The organism is Butyricimonas sp. Marseille-P3923 (assembly GCF_900184685.1).
In the GTDB taxonomy this organism is placed as follows: Bacteria; Bacteroidota; Bacteroidia; order Bacteroidales; family Marinifilaceae; genus Butyricimonas; species Butyricimonas muris.
Map to the genome: position 1 here is coordinate 881,196 of NZ_FXXL01000006.1, position 16,772 is coordinate 897,967.

Sequence of the window (16,772 nt, forward strand, 5' to 3'; positions counted from 1 at the left end):
TTTACGCTTACAAATGTATAATTTTTTTGTGATTTTATTCACCCACTTAAAAAAGTCGGTCGTTATAGGGAAAATTAAGTGAAAGTTTATGGATCAGTTGACCGAACGTTATAAAATTGCCCGATTGATAGCCCGAAAGGTTTCCGGTACGCTTACAAGAGAAGAAGCTGAGGCTCTGGAGGCATGGATAAAGGTATCCGAGAAATATCGGGAAGAGATGATTCGCATCGAGAAACGACTGAAGGAAGATATACGACGGGGGAGAGAAGTGGATGCGGAGGCGGAATGGAAAGTCTTTCAACAGAGATTGCCCCGGAAGAGTTCTATACGTTGGTGGTGGTATTCTGCCGCTGCCGTGGTGGTCGGGGCGTGTGTGGTAGTGGGGGCTTTGCAATTATGGGATACAAAAGTTCCCATGCAGTTGGTTCAATCTGTGGAGAATAATATCAAAGAGTACAAGGCAAGACTGATTTTGGATGACGGGAGAGCGGTAAATATTACTGATACGATTTCCCAAATCATTGCCGTATCGGAAGGGGTGAATATAACGACTTCCGGGAGCGGGTTGAAGTATGAAATGAAAAAAGATTCACTCGCAAGTCCGGCTCGAGTGAAATACAATACGTTGCTCGTTCCCCGGGGAGGAGAGTATGAGTTGTTGTTACCTGACGGTACACGGGTGTGGATGAATTCGGAGTCGAAGTTGGTTTACCCGGTGCATTTTAGCGGGGACTTCCGGGAGGTGCAAATGGAAGGGGAGGTTTGTTTCAAAGTGGCGAAAAATGAGCGGCAGCCTTTTATCGTGAAGACACAAGGGATATCGGTAGAGGTGTTAGGTACGTTCTTTAACGTGGAGGCTTACCCGACGGATGAGGCGATAACGACTACTTTGGTAGAGGGGCGGGTAAACGTGTCGAACGGCAAACAGGATTACATCATGTCACCGAATCAGCAAGTGATTGCAGATGGTGGACAATTGGTCGTTCGTGAAGTGGATGCAGCTGAGGTGGTGCGTTGGATAGAGGGTGTGTGCTATTTTTCCGAGACTTCTTTGGAAGATATCATGGATAAGTTGGCACGTTGGTATGATGTCGAAATATTTTTTGCCAACGCATCAGCAAAAGAAGCTCATTTTTCGTTGGAGATCGAGCGCTATGATAATATAGCGGCAGTGCTGTCGAAGATAGAAAAAACCGGACGTGTGAAATTTAAAATTAATGGTCGAACTGTAATCGTGGAAGAATAAAAAAACAGAATGTACTGGCATACATTCCGTTTTTTGCTAATCAACCTCCATGGCGATGGAGAATATTGTTTAACGTTATCAACAAAAGTATGAAAAAAAAATGGAGAAGCAGTAATTTCTGTCGAAGGAAATTATTTAGAATCTTATTTATTATGAAGACGTGGATTGTTTTATTATTTGTTTGTACGATGCATCTGAATGCATTAAACCTTTACTCGCAACAGAAGAAGATGGATATCTCCATGAAAAATGTTTCTCTCGTGGAGATATTCCGGTATATCCGTCAGAATAGCGATTACACTTTCGTGTATGATAGTGATGCGGTGAAGCGGGTAAATGCTATCTCGCTGGATATGAAAAATGCGGCGGTGGAGGAAATCTTGGAGCAATGTTTCAAAGGAAGTTCTTTTGTCTATTTGATCGAGGGGAATTTGGTGATCGTTAAGGAACAGAAGGGGAGACAACAACAAACAAAAAGCATTCAGGTAAAAGGATTTGTTCAAGACACGAAGAAACAACCTTTGCCGGGAGTGACTATCAGTGTCAAAGGATTGTCTGTGGGCACGACGACGGATGTTAAAGGAAAGTATGTGTTGAAGCTCCCGGAAATGGAAAAGTTGTCTTTGGTATTTTCTTTTGTCGGGATGAAAACACAAGAGATAAAGTACTCGGGACAGGATACGATTAACGTGGTGATGGAGGAGGATGTTTCGGAAGTGGAGGAAGTTGTCGTGACGGGTTATCAAACTATTAATAAGACTCGAATGACGGGGGCTGTGGAGGTTGTCACGGCAAAAGATATAGCTAATAAAGGGTACGTTTCGGTCGGGGATGTTTTGAGGGGCTCTTTGGCGGGAATCAGTACTCGTAACACGTCCGGGAAGCCGGGAGCATACCCCGAGATTCGTATCCGGGGATTAAATTCTTTATACGGTGATATGAATCCGACTTGGATTGTCGATGGGGTTCCTTTTTACGGTAACTTGAATGATTTGATTCCTGAGGATATCGAGAGCATCACGGTGTTGAAGGATGCTGCCGCTACTGCTATTTACGGTTCTCAGGCAGCTAACGGGGTGATAGTGGTGAAGCGGAAGCAGGGGAGAGAAGAAGTCCCGATGATTCGCGTAACTTCGAGTTTCTCAATAGAGGCGGCTCCAAAGTCTAAATTGGATTTAATGAATTCGAAAGAGAAGATTGCTTTTGAACGTAGCGTGTACGAGGATTTTCCTAATCAAGCGGTGGGGGGAAGAGTAATCATGTTGTTGAAAAATGCGGATATGGGAAAAATTTCCCGTGAAGAGGCTGAAGAGGAAATCACTCGTTTGAGTAAGATTAACACGAATTGGTACGATGTGATATTTCGGACGCCTTTTTCTCACAATCATAATATCTCGTTTTCGGGTGGGAACGAGAAGTTGAAGTATTACGCGAGTTTGAGCGTGCAACAACGTCAAGGGTTAATCCCTTCCAATGATTACAGTAACTGGAACGCGATGTTGCGATTGTCCCGCGATTTTAATAAACGGCTGTATTTTTCCTTGAATCTTTCTTCTAATATTAGAAAAGATAAAGACGCGGATGCCGGGGTGAATATATTGCATTATGCGACTTTTGCCAATCCTTATGAACGTCCTTACGACGAGGAGGGAAATATGGAGTACGACCGCTCTTATTCTTATCAATTGAGTTCTTTGAAAGACGGTTATAAATCTGATTTTAATATCCTGAACGAGCTTTATAATAATACCTCGTGCACGAACGCTTTGAGTAATAATGTTTCTTTGGATATTGAGGTCAAGATATTGGATAATCTGAAATTTATCACCACGGGTTCTATTAATACTTATTTTGATAACACGGAGGTGGTGTATAAACCGGGAACTTACGTTGCACAAAATAACGCTTGGATGCGTACTTTATTCAGTGAATTGCCCGATAACTTGAACAACGGTTCGCTTCGACATAGGAATGTCAGAAATCATAGTTATACTTGGTCCAATCGCTTGGAGTATGTACAGGGGTTTAAGGAGAATCATTTTTTGAATTTGTTTTTGGGATATGAAATGTCTGAAGCCTCGGGTTATAGTAATTCTGTGCGTTTCCCGGAGTATGATCCCGAGAAGGGGTTGACGAATATACCGGAAATAGGGGCGGATAAGATTGCTTACGTGCAGCAAATGATTAAAAATTTGATGGACCAGAGTGAAGGGCGTAATCGTAGAGTGTCTTTTTTCGCATCACTGGGGTATAGTTTTAAAGATCGTTATGTTTTTTCTGCCAGTGCTAGGATGGATGGAGCTGACGTTATAGGAACTAAGAATCGATTTTCTCCCTTGTGGAATGCCAGTTTGAAATATAATCTTCATAAAGAGGATTTTATGACAAGGTTCGGGTGGATTAACGAATTGGCGTTTCGTGTTTCTTACGGGTACACGGGGAGTATCGATAAAACGGCGTTACCGTTTAACGTGCTTTCTTATTTGATGTCTTCGAAGTTTCTTGATATGGATATCCCTTCGTACATTTCTCCCAAGAATCCTTCTATTAAGTGGCAGAAGAAGCAGGACCGCAGTTTTGGTGTGGATATGGCATTTTTTAGGAACAGGATTCGGGCAACGGTGAATTATTATAATAACGTGACTCGCGATTTGTTGGATTCTAAAACATTACCTGTATCGGTGGGGATTAGTACGATTCGGTATAATAGTTCTTCCGTTCGAAATTATGGTGTGGAAGTTAGTTTGCACACGGTAAATATTCGTAAGCGGGATTTCACGTGGACGACATCTCTTAATTTCGCGAATAACAAGAGTAGAATAATAGAGTCGTTTTATAAAAACGTGCAGGATGTTCCTAAGGGGTACGGGCGCACGGAACCGGTGGAGGGGACTTCAACCAATTCGTGGATTGGCTACCGGTTTGCCGGTATTGACCCGTTGACCGGACACACGTTGGCTTTGGTGGATAATTCGAATCGTGAAAACCCGATTGGCTTCCAAAGAGAAGACGGGACTTGGGTGCTGGATATGGATGATGCGTTAAACGAGAAGGATAAGCGGCGTATTAAAAAGACTTTAGGTGATAGTTATCCACCGATATCCGGGGGATTCGGGACGGCTTTGAATTGGCAACAATGGACGTTGAGTACCCGGTTTACTTTTATGGCAGGGCATAAAATAACATCGGCTTATTATTCCGTGGCTAACGGGGGTAGTTTTTCATCGGCTTCTCAAAACGTGTTGAAGCAAGAGTTCAATCGTTGGAGGAAACCCGGAGATATAACCGATATGCCGGGGTATAGCACAACGGGAAACGTTGCTTCATTACAAACCGATTGGTATGATAGAAAATTGGAAAGTGGAGATTTTCTGAAGTGTACGGAGATTTCTCTGGGGTATTTTCTTTCTTCCAAAATCTGCAAGAAGTTGTTGCTCTCTTCTTGTCGGGTGAACTTGAATATTCGGGATATATTTACGATATCGAAATATAAAGGATTGGACCCGGAAAACTTTGGGGGATTTACTTATCCTAATTCCAGAAAATATATGCTTTCGTTGAGTGTCGGTTTTTAAATATAGAGATTATGAAATTACGCGTGAAAAGAATAAGTATGTTATCCTTGTGTCTGATCGGTTTCATGATGACCGCTTGCAAGGATTACCTGAATCTTATACCTAAGAATCAAAAAATCGTGTCTAACGTGGAAGACGTGAAAGCGGAATTGTTGTCGTATTGGGCGGCAACGACTTATTCCACGTTGTTGAAGACTTCCTATGGTAATTCTGCGCCGTTATCCTTGCCTATATTTAATGATGTCAATATTCAATTGGCTCTTTACGAGGATAATATGGATATGCTCGCTTTTAAAGAGCATTCGGATATAAATGACGGGTGTATGACATATTATTATCAGGATATCGATTGGAAAGGAACTAGTTTGGCTTCTTCTCTCTGGCAAAATTGTTATGTTTCTATCGGGTTTATGAACGCGATACTTGATGATTTGGATAAAGTGACGGCAACTCAAGCCGAGAGGGAAACGATAGGGGGTGAGGCTCGGGTAATTCGTGCTTGGAATATTTTGAAATTGATTCAGTTTTTCGCTCCCTATAAGGATAATAAGTTGGGTGTACCTTTAAATCTGGATTCGGAAAATGTGACACCGGGAGATAGGCGCACGCAAACGGAGATTTATGGGATTATTGAACGGGAGTTGAAGGAAGTCTTGGAATATACTACGCCAAGGGAAAAATGGAATTTCTTTTATTCTCCGAGCTTTGTTAAATCTTGTTTGGCCGAGATGTATATGTTTAGAGCGGGTTCTGCCGCAGCAAAAGATAAGGATTGGGAGATGGCCGAGAAGTATTCGGGAGAAGTGATTGCTACTTATGTTCCGGAGAATCGTGTTGAATTATTGATGGATATGTTTTCCGGCGAGAGTGTGTCTTATACTGTTGAGCATCCTTATTGCGCGTTGAAACTGGCAACTAGCCGTATGTTTAATATCGGAAGCCAGTATACGGGTATATGGGGGTCTAACAATGCCCAACAAGTAAGTTCGGAGCTTTGGTTGATGTACGAACCTGAGGATATTCGAAGAAAAGCTTGGTTCCGGGAGAATGAAGATGAAGGTAGAGTAAGACGTTGTATTTCCAAACCGGTTGTTTATTATTATGGTCCGGTTTGTGATATTTTGGTGTTATATCGTAAAGCAGATCTTTTCTTGATAAACGCGGAAGCGAAATGTCGTTTGGGGCAAGAGTCCGAGGCTGCACGCATGATTGAGGACTTTAGGAGGGCTCGCATCCCGGGATACAATACTTCTGTTACCGGTGATATATTGGCGGAGGTGTTGAAAGAACGGCGCTTGGAATTGTGTTTTGAAAATGGTTCGCGTTGGTTGGATATGAAACGTTTAGGGATTAGTTGTACTCGTTCGGGGTTTGATAAGGAAAGTAGCGGGACTAAAGAGTATACCCTTGATGCGAATGATTATCGTTATGCTTTGCCCATTCCCACCGATATCGAATTGGATTATAATGATATCAGTCAGAATCCGGGATGGACGAATTTCAACTAGTGAAAATTTATAATAGGTCGTTTATGAAAAAGATATTTTATTTGATACTGATTTCCTTGTTTATCGGGGGGTGTGAAAAGGATGACGATTTCTTTTTTGAAAATCCCGTTACGGAAGGAAATATTAAACTGGTTCGGTTGCGTGCTGACCACAATACTTTGCTGCCGGACGGAAAAGCCACGATGAAGTTTTACGCGGAGGCTTACAATATATTGGAATTACCTGATTATACACCAACTTACGAGGGGGATAGTGCGATTTACATACCGGGAATTGTTCGGGATACTTCGTTGATTCCGGCAGATCTTTTGCCGACAGGATTGTTTCGTTTGCTGGATGATTCCGGGAATGAGTATTCCGATTTTAGTTTTTCCACTACCGATACGCGGGAACGTACGATTCGTTTTCGCGTGGAAGCGGGGGAATTGACGAGCGAAGAAGTGGAAATTCGGGTAAGGCCCTTACCGCGGGAGAAGTACGAGGAAATAGAAATCCCCGTGATCTTTCATGTTTTGCATCCTGCTAAAAATCCGAGTATAGCACCTATTGATATTACCCCGGAAACTGTGGAGAAAAATGTAAAGCGATTGAATGACGTTTTTAATGGTGAAGCCACGACTGACCCTAACGGGGGGAATGCCAGAATTATTTTTAGATTGGCGGAATATGATAATAACGGGGTTAAATTAGAGAATCCGGGGATACATTATTACGAGATCGAGAGTTCTGTCGTTTTTAAAGAAAGCGATGATTATCAGATTTATGTTATGTCTAAGGGGAGCACGTTAATGTATGATTACCGGAACTATTTGAATATTTGGTTAATTAATGATCCTAGAGGGTCGTCTTTTATCGTGAGAGGACCTAACGTGATAGATCAGCCTGAAAATCCTATTCCCGGATTGAATGCCGGAGCCCTGTCGGCAACTTTTCCAGAGCGTCCCACGGATATTGGTTTCTTTGTCAACATGTCTCATTTCTTGAATCCGTTGCAATCCGCCGATTATTTTGAAATTTCAACGGCGATGGCTCAATATTTAGGATTGCTTACGACTCGGGGTGTGGAAGCATACGGGGAAACGAATTTCGTGAATGGCGATACTGATTATTGTTCGGACACTCCTTATTATTGGAATGATTTTTCTTCTGTTTTTAAAAATAATAGCAAGGGAAATAGCACGGATAAAAATACGTTATACTTTACCTCGTATAATGTGATGGATAGTTACAGTTACAAGAATTCCATTACGGTTGATCAAGTTGCTCGCGTTCGTTTGCATTTAGAGCGTTGTCCTTCTCGCTGGATGTATAAATCTAAATTCGCTTTTACCGGAAAGTTAGAGGATCGGAAATAATGATTAAAGATTAAATATAAAAAATAATACTATGAAAACATTTTTACTTATATTGATTTTGCTACTTGTTACTTGTTCTTCTCGTTTGTTCGCACAAGAAACCAAATTGACAATTGATTTGAGCCAATATTTTCAGAGGCCGAAGGTTAGTTTGTCCGGTCCGAATTTTAATGAAGTGCTGACTTACGATTCGTCTCGGAAAAGTGTGATATCCTTATCACTAAAAGAAGCTGCTTATTTCACTTTGAGTATTGATCTTAGTGCTAATACTCTCTATTTGGAACCGGGAAAAGATCTGATGATAAGCGTGGTCCCGAATGAAAAAGGAGAGTTTATTGCCATACATTTGGATCTTCGTTTTGAAGGAGAGAACGCAGATATTAATACTTATTTGAACACGTGTAAACTGGGCTCTATGGAGGATAAAGATTTTCTTTTAGATGAAACGACTTATCTTCGGAAAATAGAGCAACTTCTAAAACAAAATAAGAAAACAATTCACAAGTATAAATTGAATAAACAATTTGAAGAAAAAGAATTAATGCGTGCCCGTTATCAAGTGCTGGAAGGCGTGACGAGTTATCCGATTCAACATTTTTGGGAAGGGGGAAATAAAACAAGTGCTGTTTTTAAGGGAGGAGAAACTCCTATTGTAAAAGAATACATAGCTCGACAATTAATTGATGATGAAAAAGCGTGGCAAGTTTCTGCTTATAGAAAGTATGTGAAGTCAGCTGTAGCTATGTTGGCATTTACCGATTTTGGAGCTTCTTGGGAATCGATAATACAGGAGCGGTTGAGGGTATTGACACAATATTTTAAGAGTCCTCGAATCTTGGAAGATATGGTGCAAAATATGGCTCTCGTGTATGTCGAAAGCACAAGAGGTGATTCTTTGATGGGTTTCCAAACGGCTTATGATAAATATGTGTCTAAACCGGAATATAGGCAGGAGCTTGAAAAGGTGTATGCCATGTGGAATAAATTGAAAAAAGGGCAACACGTTGTTTCCAGTGGTGCGGTTTATGAGGATGTGGAAGGAAATACCGTCAGTTTGGATGATTTGAAAGGAAAGTATATTTACATTGATGTATGGGCAACGTGGTGTGGACCTTGTCGGGCAGAGATTCCTTTCTTGAAAAAATTGGAAGAAGAATTTCATGGTAAAAATATTCATTTCGTGAGTATTTCTATGGATGAACGGAAACGGAATTGGATTAAAATGGTGGAACAGGAGAAATTGGGAGGCATCCAATTATGGGGAGGACCGAGTGCTCAGATAGCGATTGACTATAAAATAAAGGGGATTCCTCGTTTTATATTGCTTGATAGGGAAGGAAAAGTGATTGATAATAATATGAGTCGTCCCTCTGAGGCTGTAACTAAGAAAGTATTGGAAGAATTAGAGGGAATTTAAATCGTGGAATTATGAATGTAAGATGGTTAATTGTCTTGTGTCTGTCGGTGGTCGGGGCGGCATGTGTACATACGATAGATGCGGAGGTGGAAAGTACACCTCGGGAAATTCATTTTAAAGTTCAGGCTTCAGCGCTTGCCCGTTCCAGCAAAGAGGTGTTCGCCGTGGGAGATTCTATCGGGATTTACGCGGTGAAACGTACGGAGGACGGGATTTCGGCGATACCCGCTCAAACGGGTAATCAAGCGCATAATGCTAAATGGGTAAAAACGGAGGACGGTTGGCAACCGGCTTCCCCGATAGATAAAGTACTTTGGAGTCAAGATAATGCACCCCTTGATTTTTATGCTTATTACCCGTACCAAAGAGAGGCTTTTGACCCTGCTGCAATAAATGTTCGTGTAAATTCGAAACAAAACTCGGAGGTGGCTGTTGAGGAATCGGATGTCTTGCGTGCGGCAAATACCCGAGGATTGAGCGAAGGTGAGGTGGAGCTTCAGTTTGAGCATATATTTTCTTTGGTTGAGGTGAAACTGGTGGGAGATAGAATCGTGGCAGGTTCTCCCGTGAAAGTAACCGCTAATGAGATAGCGACTAATATGCAACTTAATTTAGGGACAGGGGAACTGTCCCCCTTAACGACGGGAAGCGTGGCATTGTATTGTGTCGATTTGGAGCAAATGTTGTATAAAGCAGTGCTTCCCGCTCAGCAGGTGGAAGAAGGGTGTGCGTTTTTGCAATGTGAATTTGACGGTATCACGTGTATATATCGTTCTCCCGGGATAAGATTGGAACCGGCTTGTTTGCAGGAATTTGAAATTGAAGTGAAATAAGGGTTGTAAGTAAAATTCAGATAATAAAATGAAACGACAATATTATATATGGCTTTCCATGTTATTCTGTTTTTGGTTCGTGGAAGGATGTAATGATGATGATAGCACGTGTAATGATACTTCAGGAGCCGAACTTCATCTGTCAGCCTTGATAGACGGGATGACGGCGGAGGAAACTGCTTATCGGTTTCAAGGAGGGCAGGAAGTAGGTATTTGGTTATCAACTACCGATGTTTCTGGAAAATTGGCTAATGCCGATGGGGTACATAATATGCGTTTTTCTCAAAGTGCGGGAGGTTTGGTTGCTGAACCTCGTGCCACTTGGAACAATCGTTCAACAATTAACGTGTACGCTTACGCTCCGTATGATCGAGAGGCTCAAGATGCGCCTCATGCTTATCCTTTTCAGCTTAACTTGCGGCAAGATACCGTTTCGTTGACTCCGGATGGGAATCGGCAAAGTGATTTTTTATGGACGAAACATGCGGCAACTTACACGAGTGAACCGCTTTTGTTGTCATTTCACCACTTGATGAGTAAAATAATCCTGCACGTGAAAAGTAATACTTCCATGCCCGGGAGTTTGATAGGTGGGCAACTATCCGTTTGCAATACTCAAACCGCTGCCAATATAGATTTGGGAACGGGAACCGTATCTCCGGTAGGAGCAAAAGGTAATGTTGTTGCCCGGGAGCTTCAAGATATACCGAGCGGGTATGAAATGGCCCGGGAGGTTATTATCGTGCCCCAGACGATACATGTCGGGGAACAATTTTTGGATATCTTTACGCTCGGTAATTATTCTTGTGTTTGGAACGCGGACAAGGAGTTGGTTTTTGAATCCGGTAAACAGATTGTCATGGAGGTCGTGATTGACGAGGGAGAGTGTCATGTTCGGATAAAGGATATTTCTCCTTGGAAAGAGGGACAATCTCCAATCTTGGGCGAGGCTGTCGAAGATCTGCCAACATTTAAAGTGCTCGATTTTTATGACCGTCATGGAGTACAAGGAATTGTTATTGATGTGGACGAAACGGGAACACACGGATGGATAGTTTCCATGGATGAAGTGGAGTTAGCTTGGGGAACGGCTCCTATGGGCACTTACTTCCCGAATGCGTATGATAATAATAACGCACAAGCTAATTTGAATGCAGTCTTGGCGGTAGATCCTGATTTAAAGAATTATCCCGCTATGAAGTGGTGTAATGATAAGAACGTGGATGGGGTAACCGGTTGGGTGCTTCCAGCTCATAACGTGGTGAAAAAATTCGCACGATTAATTAGTAATCCAGATACATGGGCGCAATTTAATCAAGCAATTAGGAATTCTTCAGTCGCTAATTCGTCCCCGGTAAACATTGATTGGAATAGTTGGAATGATTATTATTATGCTTCATCTACATTGTCTATGACTGATAATGTGAGGAATGCGGGATGTTCAATGACGAATAATTATTGGTGGGGTACTTATTATGTCGATGCTAATCTTTTTCCTCAGGAAGCAATATTCTATGTCAGGGCATTTCGGGAGTTTTGAAATAGAATGTGATTAGTCCTTGGTGGCTTATTTATGTGGATGCGTTGTCATTTTCTGGAATTGTTGCATTTGATTTCTGGAAATGACAACGTGTTTTGTTATGGATACGGGTAGTAATATCTTTTTATGGACCGAATATGTTTAATGATTGAAAAGTTGTAACTTTGTGATGATTAAAATATCAGGTTATGGCAACGAAGAAACTTCCTTATGGTTTAAGTGATTTCCGTTTATTGCAAACGGATGATTATTATTACGTGGACAAAACTCGTTTTATCGAGGAGGTGGAGAATTCTCCTCGATTTTTATTTATGATACGTCCTCGTCGTTTCGGGAAGTCGTTGTGGTTGTCGATACTGGAAAGTTATTATGACGTGGCGTTCGAGGAGCGTTTCGAGGAGTTGTTCGGGAAATATTACATCGGGCAACACCCGACACCGGAGCGGAATAAATATTTGATATTGAGTTTTAATTTTGCCGGAGTGAGCCCGGATATCGATCGTTTGGAACAATCTTTCTGGGGGCATTTGGATCTTCGATTGATGGCGTTTAACCTGAAATACGCCCATTTGTTCCCCGCGGATTACATGGAGGGGTATCACCAATGCGTGAATGCGGAACAGCGCTTCGGTTACGTTATGCTTCGCTGCCAATTTGCGAAATTTTCTGTTTATTTGATTATTGATGAATATGATAACTTCACGAACGTGGTGTTATCGAAACATGGGCATGAACGTTATCACGAGTTGACGCACGCTGCCGGATTTTATCGGGCGTTTTTTAATAAATTGAAAGAGGCGACAACAGGTGGTGATGCCGCGGTAAAGCGGATGTTTATCACGGGAGTTTCTCCGGTGACGCTGGACGACGTGACCAGCGGTTTCAATATAGCACATCAAGCTAGTATGGAGGCTCGGTTCAACGAATTCCTAGGGTTCACGGAGAATGAGGTGCGGGAAATGTTGGAATACTACAAGAGCGAGGGGTGTCCGGTGGGGAATGTGGAGGAGCGTTTGGAGATAATCCGTGAATGGTATGATAATTATTGTTTCTCGAAATCTTGTTGCAATGTAAGGATGTATAATTCGGACATGGTGTTATATTTCGTGAATAGTTTAATCACGTCTGGTAGCACTCCCGATAGTCTGGTTGACCCGAACGTGAAAACGGATTACGCGAAGTTACGTTACCTGATTATTTTGGATAAAAAGTTAAATGGTAATTTTTCCCGGATTAAGCAAATTGCAGAGGATGGGGAAATTGTGTCGGATATATACCGGGATTTCCCGCAGAGGAATTGGTGAAACCGGCGAATTTCGTGTCGTTGCTCTTTTATTTCGGAATATTGACGATAGACCGGGCGGAGAGGGGAAAGGTTGTACTGAAAGTTCCCAATTTGGCGATACGGCAGATGTTGTTCTCGTATCTTGAACGAGGATACTTGGAGGCGGGTGTATTCGAGGTTAAGATGATGGAATTGAGTGATATGATGAGTGATATGGCTTATGACGGGAGTTGGCGTCCGGTATTCGAGTATTTCGGGAAAGAATTGCGAAATCAAACGTCTATCCGGGATTATATCGAGGGAGAGAAAGCCGTGCAAACACTCCATTTAGTGTATATGGGGTTGACGAATCATTTTACTATCTGGCCGGAGCAAGAATTGGGAAAGGGATATTGCGAGCTGTGGATGGCGCCGAATTTGGTGAATCATCCCGGAATGAAGTACAGTTACGTGGTGGAGTTCAAGTATCTGAAGCATGGAGCCACAGACCAAGAAGTTGCCAATAAACTGGAAGAGGCAAAAGAGCAATTGCGCCGATATGCCAATGACAAAAAAATAAAAGCCCAAGCCGGACTCACGGAAATACGTTATATCGCTGTCGTTTACCGGGCTTGGGAATTGGTTAAGTTGGAAGAGGTTTCTATGGCAAATATCGATACCCCGTGTGGTTGTTAATTTCAGAGTTATTGTTGATCGGGATGATCATAACACTCCAATAGTAATCACGGTTCGCAGAGAGCGTGTACTGCGGGTAGGGTCGGGAACCCCAACTATCGTCGCCCGCGACACCCATCATCCGATGGTCAAGACATACTTCCACGAAGTTACGGGGTAGGATCTCGTTGACGTGGGTTTGCTTGCGCTTGTGGTTTTGTGCCATTAGCGGATCATGGGATTCGGCTTTCGTGAAGTTTTGCCATTGGTAAGGGCTGGTGGATTCTTCACTATCGAAGTCCTCTATCCGATTGCGGGATACGTTGAATTCCATTAGATTCGAATCGGCTATAAAGAGGAGTCCTTTACCTGTTTTGTCTGTTAGGGCTAACCAACGGACATCTGTTTTGTGCCCGTTCTCCTGCGGACGAACGTAAGGCACGTACTGTTGCTCGGCGGTACTCTTGTAATGCCCGACGAGTGTCCCATGGTTGCGGTCGCGATAGTTCTCCTCGGGACCTCGTCCGAAATATTCCATTTGGTTGAGGTCTGACGGGACACGGAAGCGTGTACCTATTCTGGGTATTTCCGGGGCATTGGGATTAGCTTCCAGATGACAGGCCACGTTCAGGTAACCGAAGGGATAAATCGTGTAGGACACGTGGTAACGGGTGTTACTTTCCTGCAACCGATACGTGATTGTCAGATTCGTACTTATTGTCGAGGCAGAAGTCCAGATTCCGGCGATTTTAAAATTCTTGCCGGCTTGTTTCCACGCTTGCAGGCGATGGGGCATACCGTTGCCGTAGTCATTATCGGTGGGTCCCCGCCAGAAGTTGGGTTGGAAGCCGAAATCATCCGCTATATACTGTACGCCTTTCACCCGGTAAGAAGTAACGTACCCTTTTTGCTTGTGGAAGACAAATTCCATGTCCGGGTTGGAAATACGAATTTCCGGTCCGTTCTCTTCCATGGAAAGCACTGGTTCTGGGGCGGCTTGATAAACGGGTTTAGGTGTCGTTACCGGGATTTGGAATTGTTCGGAAGCCACGATGTAGCCTGCGGGAGCGAATAAGGCGGGCTTTTTGGTTTTCACGTGTAGATTCAAGAAATATTCCACGCCGGGTTTTATCTTTAGATTCCTAAGCGGGATGGTTACTTGACGGTCTTTACCCGGAGCGATATTTTGCGAGGGAAGAGTTCCCGAATGTAGAATTTCCGTGTCGCCGATCAACGTGTATTCAATGGCGAACTGGTTGAGGTTGGTGAAGTCATAACGGTTTTCTATTTTCACGACGCCTTTGCTGATATCGACCGCCTGAAACCAAACGTACTGATAGGCTTTTTTTACTTCCGTGAGTCCGGGGTGCGGTTCCCGGTCGGGACAGACAAGACCGTTACACAGGAAATTGCCGTCGGATGGAGCGTCTTTCCCGAAATCTCCCCCGTAAGCCCAGAATGGTGTATCGTTTTCATCTTTCACGAGTATGCCTTGGTCTATCCAGTCCCAGATAAATCCGCCTTGGAGATTGGGATAGCGATAGATCACGTTCCATAAATCCATGAAGTTTCCGGTACTATTGCCCATGGCGTGAGCGTATTCGGACATGATATACGGTCGGTCTGTTTGTGAATTACCCCACCGTTCGAGAGCGTCGGCACCCGGGTACTGGGGACAATAAATATCCGTGTTCCACTCGAGTCCGGCTCGTTCGTATTGTATCGGGCGAGAAGTATCCTGCGCTTTCAACCAATTGTAAGTCACGTAGAAATTGTACCCGTTCCCGGCTTCGTTACCGAGAGACCAGAACGTGATACAGGGATAGTTTTTGCTTGTTTCGTACATGTTCACGGTGCGATCCATGTGGGCATTCAGCCAGCGTGGGTTATTACCGAGCGTGCGACCTTTGCGAAGGTCATATCCCATGCCGTGGGATTCGATATTCGCCTCGTTGCACACGTAGAAACCGTACTCGTTACAGAGTTCATAGAAACGACGTTGTTGAGGGTAATGACAACAACGGATAGCATTGATATTATGGCGTTTCATCGTTTTGAAATCTTTTCGCATATCGGCTTCGCCGAGTACATGCCCCGTGTGTTCGTTATGCTCGTGGTAATTGACACCTTTGATGAGTACGGGACGCCCGTTCACAAGGAATTGGTTGCCCCGGATTTCAAATTTGCGGAATCCGACCCGAAAAGGAATAATTTCGGTTTGTTTGCCCGATTGTTCGATTTGAATAAAAAGTTGGTAGAGATGGGGTGTTTCCGCTGTCCATGCCTCTACTTGTGGAATCGTGGTGTCGAAATGAACACGGGCGATAGAATCGACGTTGACTATTTTCTGCCCTTCCGCTACTCGTGTACCCGACGGACTTTCCAATTGATAACGCACGGTGATTTGTCCCGGTTGTTTCGGATTTTTGTTTACCAAGGTTAGGTCAAGCCCGAAAAGTCCATTGGTATAACTGCTGTCCAAGTCCTGTCGGATGGAGAAATCCCAAGGATGAACGGGAGATTGCGCGAAGAGATAGACATCTCTTTCAATCCCGCTGATACGCCAGAAATCCTGACATTCAAGATAACTGCCCGTTGACCAGCGATAGACTTCAAGAGCGATCAGATTCTGCCCCGGTTTCAAGTAACGGGTGATATTGTATTCCACGGGATCTTTGGAATCTTCGCTGTATCCCACTTTTGTCCCGTTCACGTAAAGGTAACAACCGGACTTCACCGCCCCGATGTGCAGGAATATTTCTTTCCCGTCCCATTGTTCCGGCAATTCGAAGTATTTGCGATATGATCCTACCGGATTTTCTTCCGGCAGAAGTGGCGGTTGCGGGTTGCGGGGGCAAAACTCGTACGGGTGATTCGTATACAAGGCGACCCCGTACCCGTTGACTTCCCAGTTTGCCGGAACCTCGATTTCTTCCCAACCGGAATCATTAAAATCCGTTTTGTAAAAGTTTATCGGTCGTTTCTTGTAGGTAGAAACCCAGAGGAATTTCCATTTACCGTTCAAAGACTTGTAGTCTGCGGAAGCCTTGAAATCGTTATCTCGGGCTTTGTCAATATCCCCGTAAGTCATAAACGGGGTTCTCGGGTATTCTTTCCCGACAAAAGGGATCGTTTCGTCCTGCCATTCCGGCTTGTCCTGCATATAGGCTGTAAGACAAATGAAACAACAAAGAATAGTGAAGAATAGTCTTTTCATCTTTCGTGTGGTTTGTAGGTTACAAATGTAAAGATAGTACATTTTTGTTAAAAGATGACACGAAGGATGTAAAGTCGTAAGATTTTTAATAATATACCCCTTCATCTCTCCTTTGTACGGGGGATGAAGGGGCGTGGTTGTA

At 43.4% G+C, this 16,772-nt stretch carries 10 protein-coding genes; 9 read left to right on the forward strand and 1 reads right to left on the reverse strand.

The window, feature by feature from the left end:
* Window positions 1-88 precede the first annotated feature (88 nt).
* The 9 genes from CS948_RS09450 (at window position 89) to CS948_RS09490 (ending at window position 13,434) form a co-directional block, all read left to right on the forward strand.
* A complete protein-coding gene (locus tag CS948_RS09450) occupies window positions 89-1,246 on the forward strand; it encodes a FecR family protein (protein ID WP_099291434.1) in 1,158 nt (385 codons plus the stop codon).
* Window positions 1,247-1,398: 152 nt separating this feature from the next.
* Window positions 1,399-4,821: a SusC/RagA family TonB-linked outer membrane protein gene (locus CS948_RS09455; RefSeq protein ID WP_176554991.1), complete on the forward strand. Its 3,423-nt coding sequence runs from the start codon at window positions 1,399-1,401 to the stop codon at window positions 4,819-4,821.
* Between the two features lie 11 nt (window positions 4,822-4,832).
* Window positions 4,833-6,329, forward strand: a complete 1,497-nt coding sequence (locus tag CS948_RS09460; RefSeq protein WP_099291436.1) for a RagB/SusD family nutrient uptake outer membrane protein — start codon at window positions 4,833-4,835, stop codon at window positions 6,327-6,329.
* 23 nt (window positions 6,330-6,352) lie between these two features.
* The gene (locus CS948_RS09465; RefSeq protein WP_099291437.1) at window positions 6,353-7,684 is read left to right on the forward strand and encodes a hypothetical protein; all 1,332 of its coding nucleotides are present in this window, start codon (window positions 6,353-6,355) and stop codon (window positions 7,682-7,684) included.
* 31 nt (window positions 7,685-7,715) lie between these two features.
* Window positions 7,716-9,101, forward strand: a complete 1,386-nt coding sequence (locus tag CS948_RS09470) for a TlpA disulfide reductase family protein (RefSeq protein WP_099291438.1) — start codon at window positions 7,716-7,718, stop codon at window positions 9,099-9,101.
* An 11-nt stretch (window positions 9,102-9,112) separates the two neighbouring features.
* Entirely contained in the window at window positions 9,113-9,934 is an 822-nt protein-coding gene (locus tag CS948_RS09475; protein ID WP_099291439.1) for a fimbrillin family protein, read from the forward strand.
* 28 nt (window positions 9,935-9,962) lie between these two features.
* A complete protein-coding gene (locus CS948_RS09480; protein WP_099291440.1) occupies window positions 9,963-11,474 on the forward strand; it encodes a fimbrillin family protein in 1,512 nt (503 codons plus the stop codon).
* A gap of 188 nt (window positions 11,475-11,662) precedes the next feature.
* Complete coding sequence (locus tag CS948_RS09485; protein ID WP_099291441.1) at window positions 11,663-12,778, forward strand: AAA family ATPase; 1,116 nt, start codon at window positions 11,663-11,665, stop codon at window positions 12,776-12,778.
* A complete protein-coding gene (locus CS948_RS09490) occupies window positions 12,775-13,434 on the forward strand; it encodes a PD-(D/E)XK nuclease domain-containing protein (RefSeq protein ID WP_099291442.1) in 660 nt (219 codons plus the stop codon). The genes CS948_RS09485 and CS948_RS09490 overlap by 4 nt, the downstream gene beginning before the upstream one ends.
* Here the strand turns inward: CS948_RS09490 and CS948_RS09495 are convergent.
* Complete coding sequence (locus CS948_RS09495; RefSeq protein WP_099291443.1) at window positions 13,400-16,630, reverse strand: glycoside hydrolase family 2 TIM barrel-domain containing protein; 3,231 nt, start codon at window positions 16,628-16,630, stop codon at window positions 13,400-13,402. The two genes, CS948_RS09490 and CS948_RS09495, sit on opposite strands and share 35 nt — an antisense overlap.
* Between the last annotated feature and the right edge of the window lie 142 nt (window positions 16,631-16,772).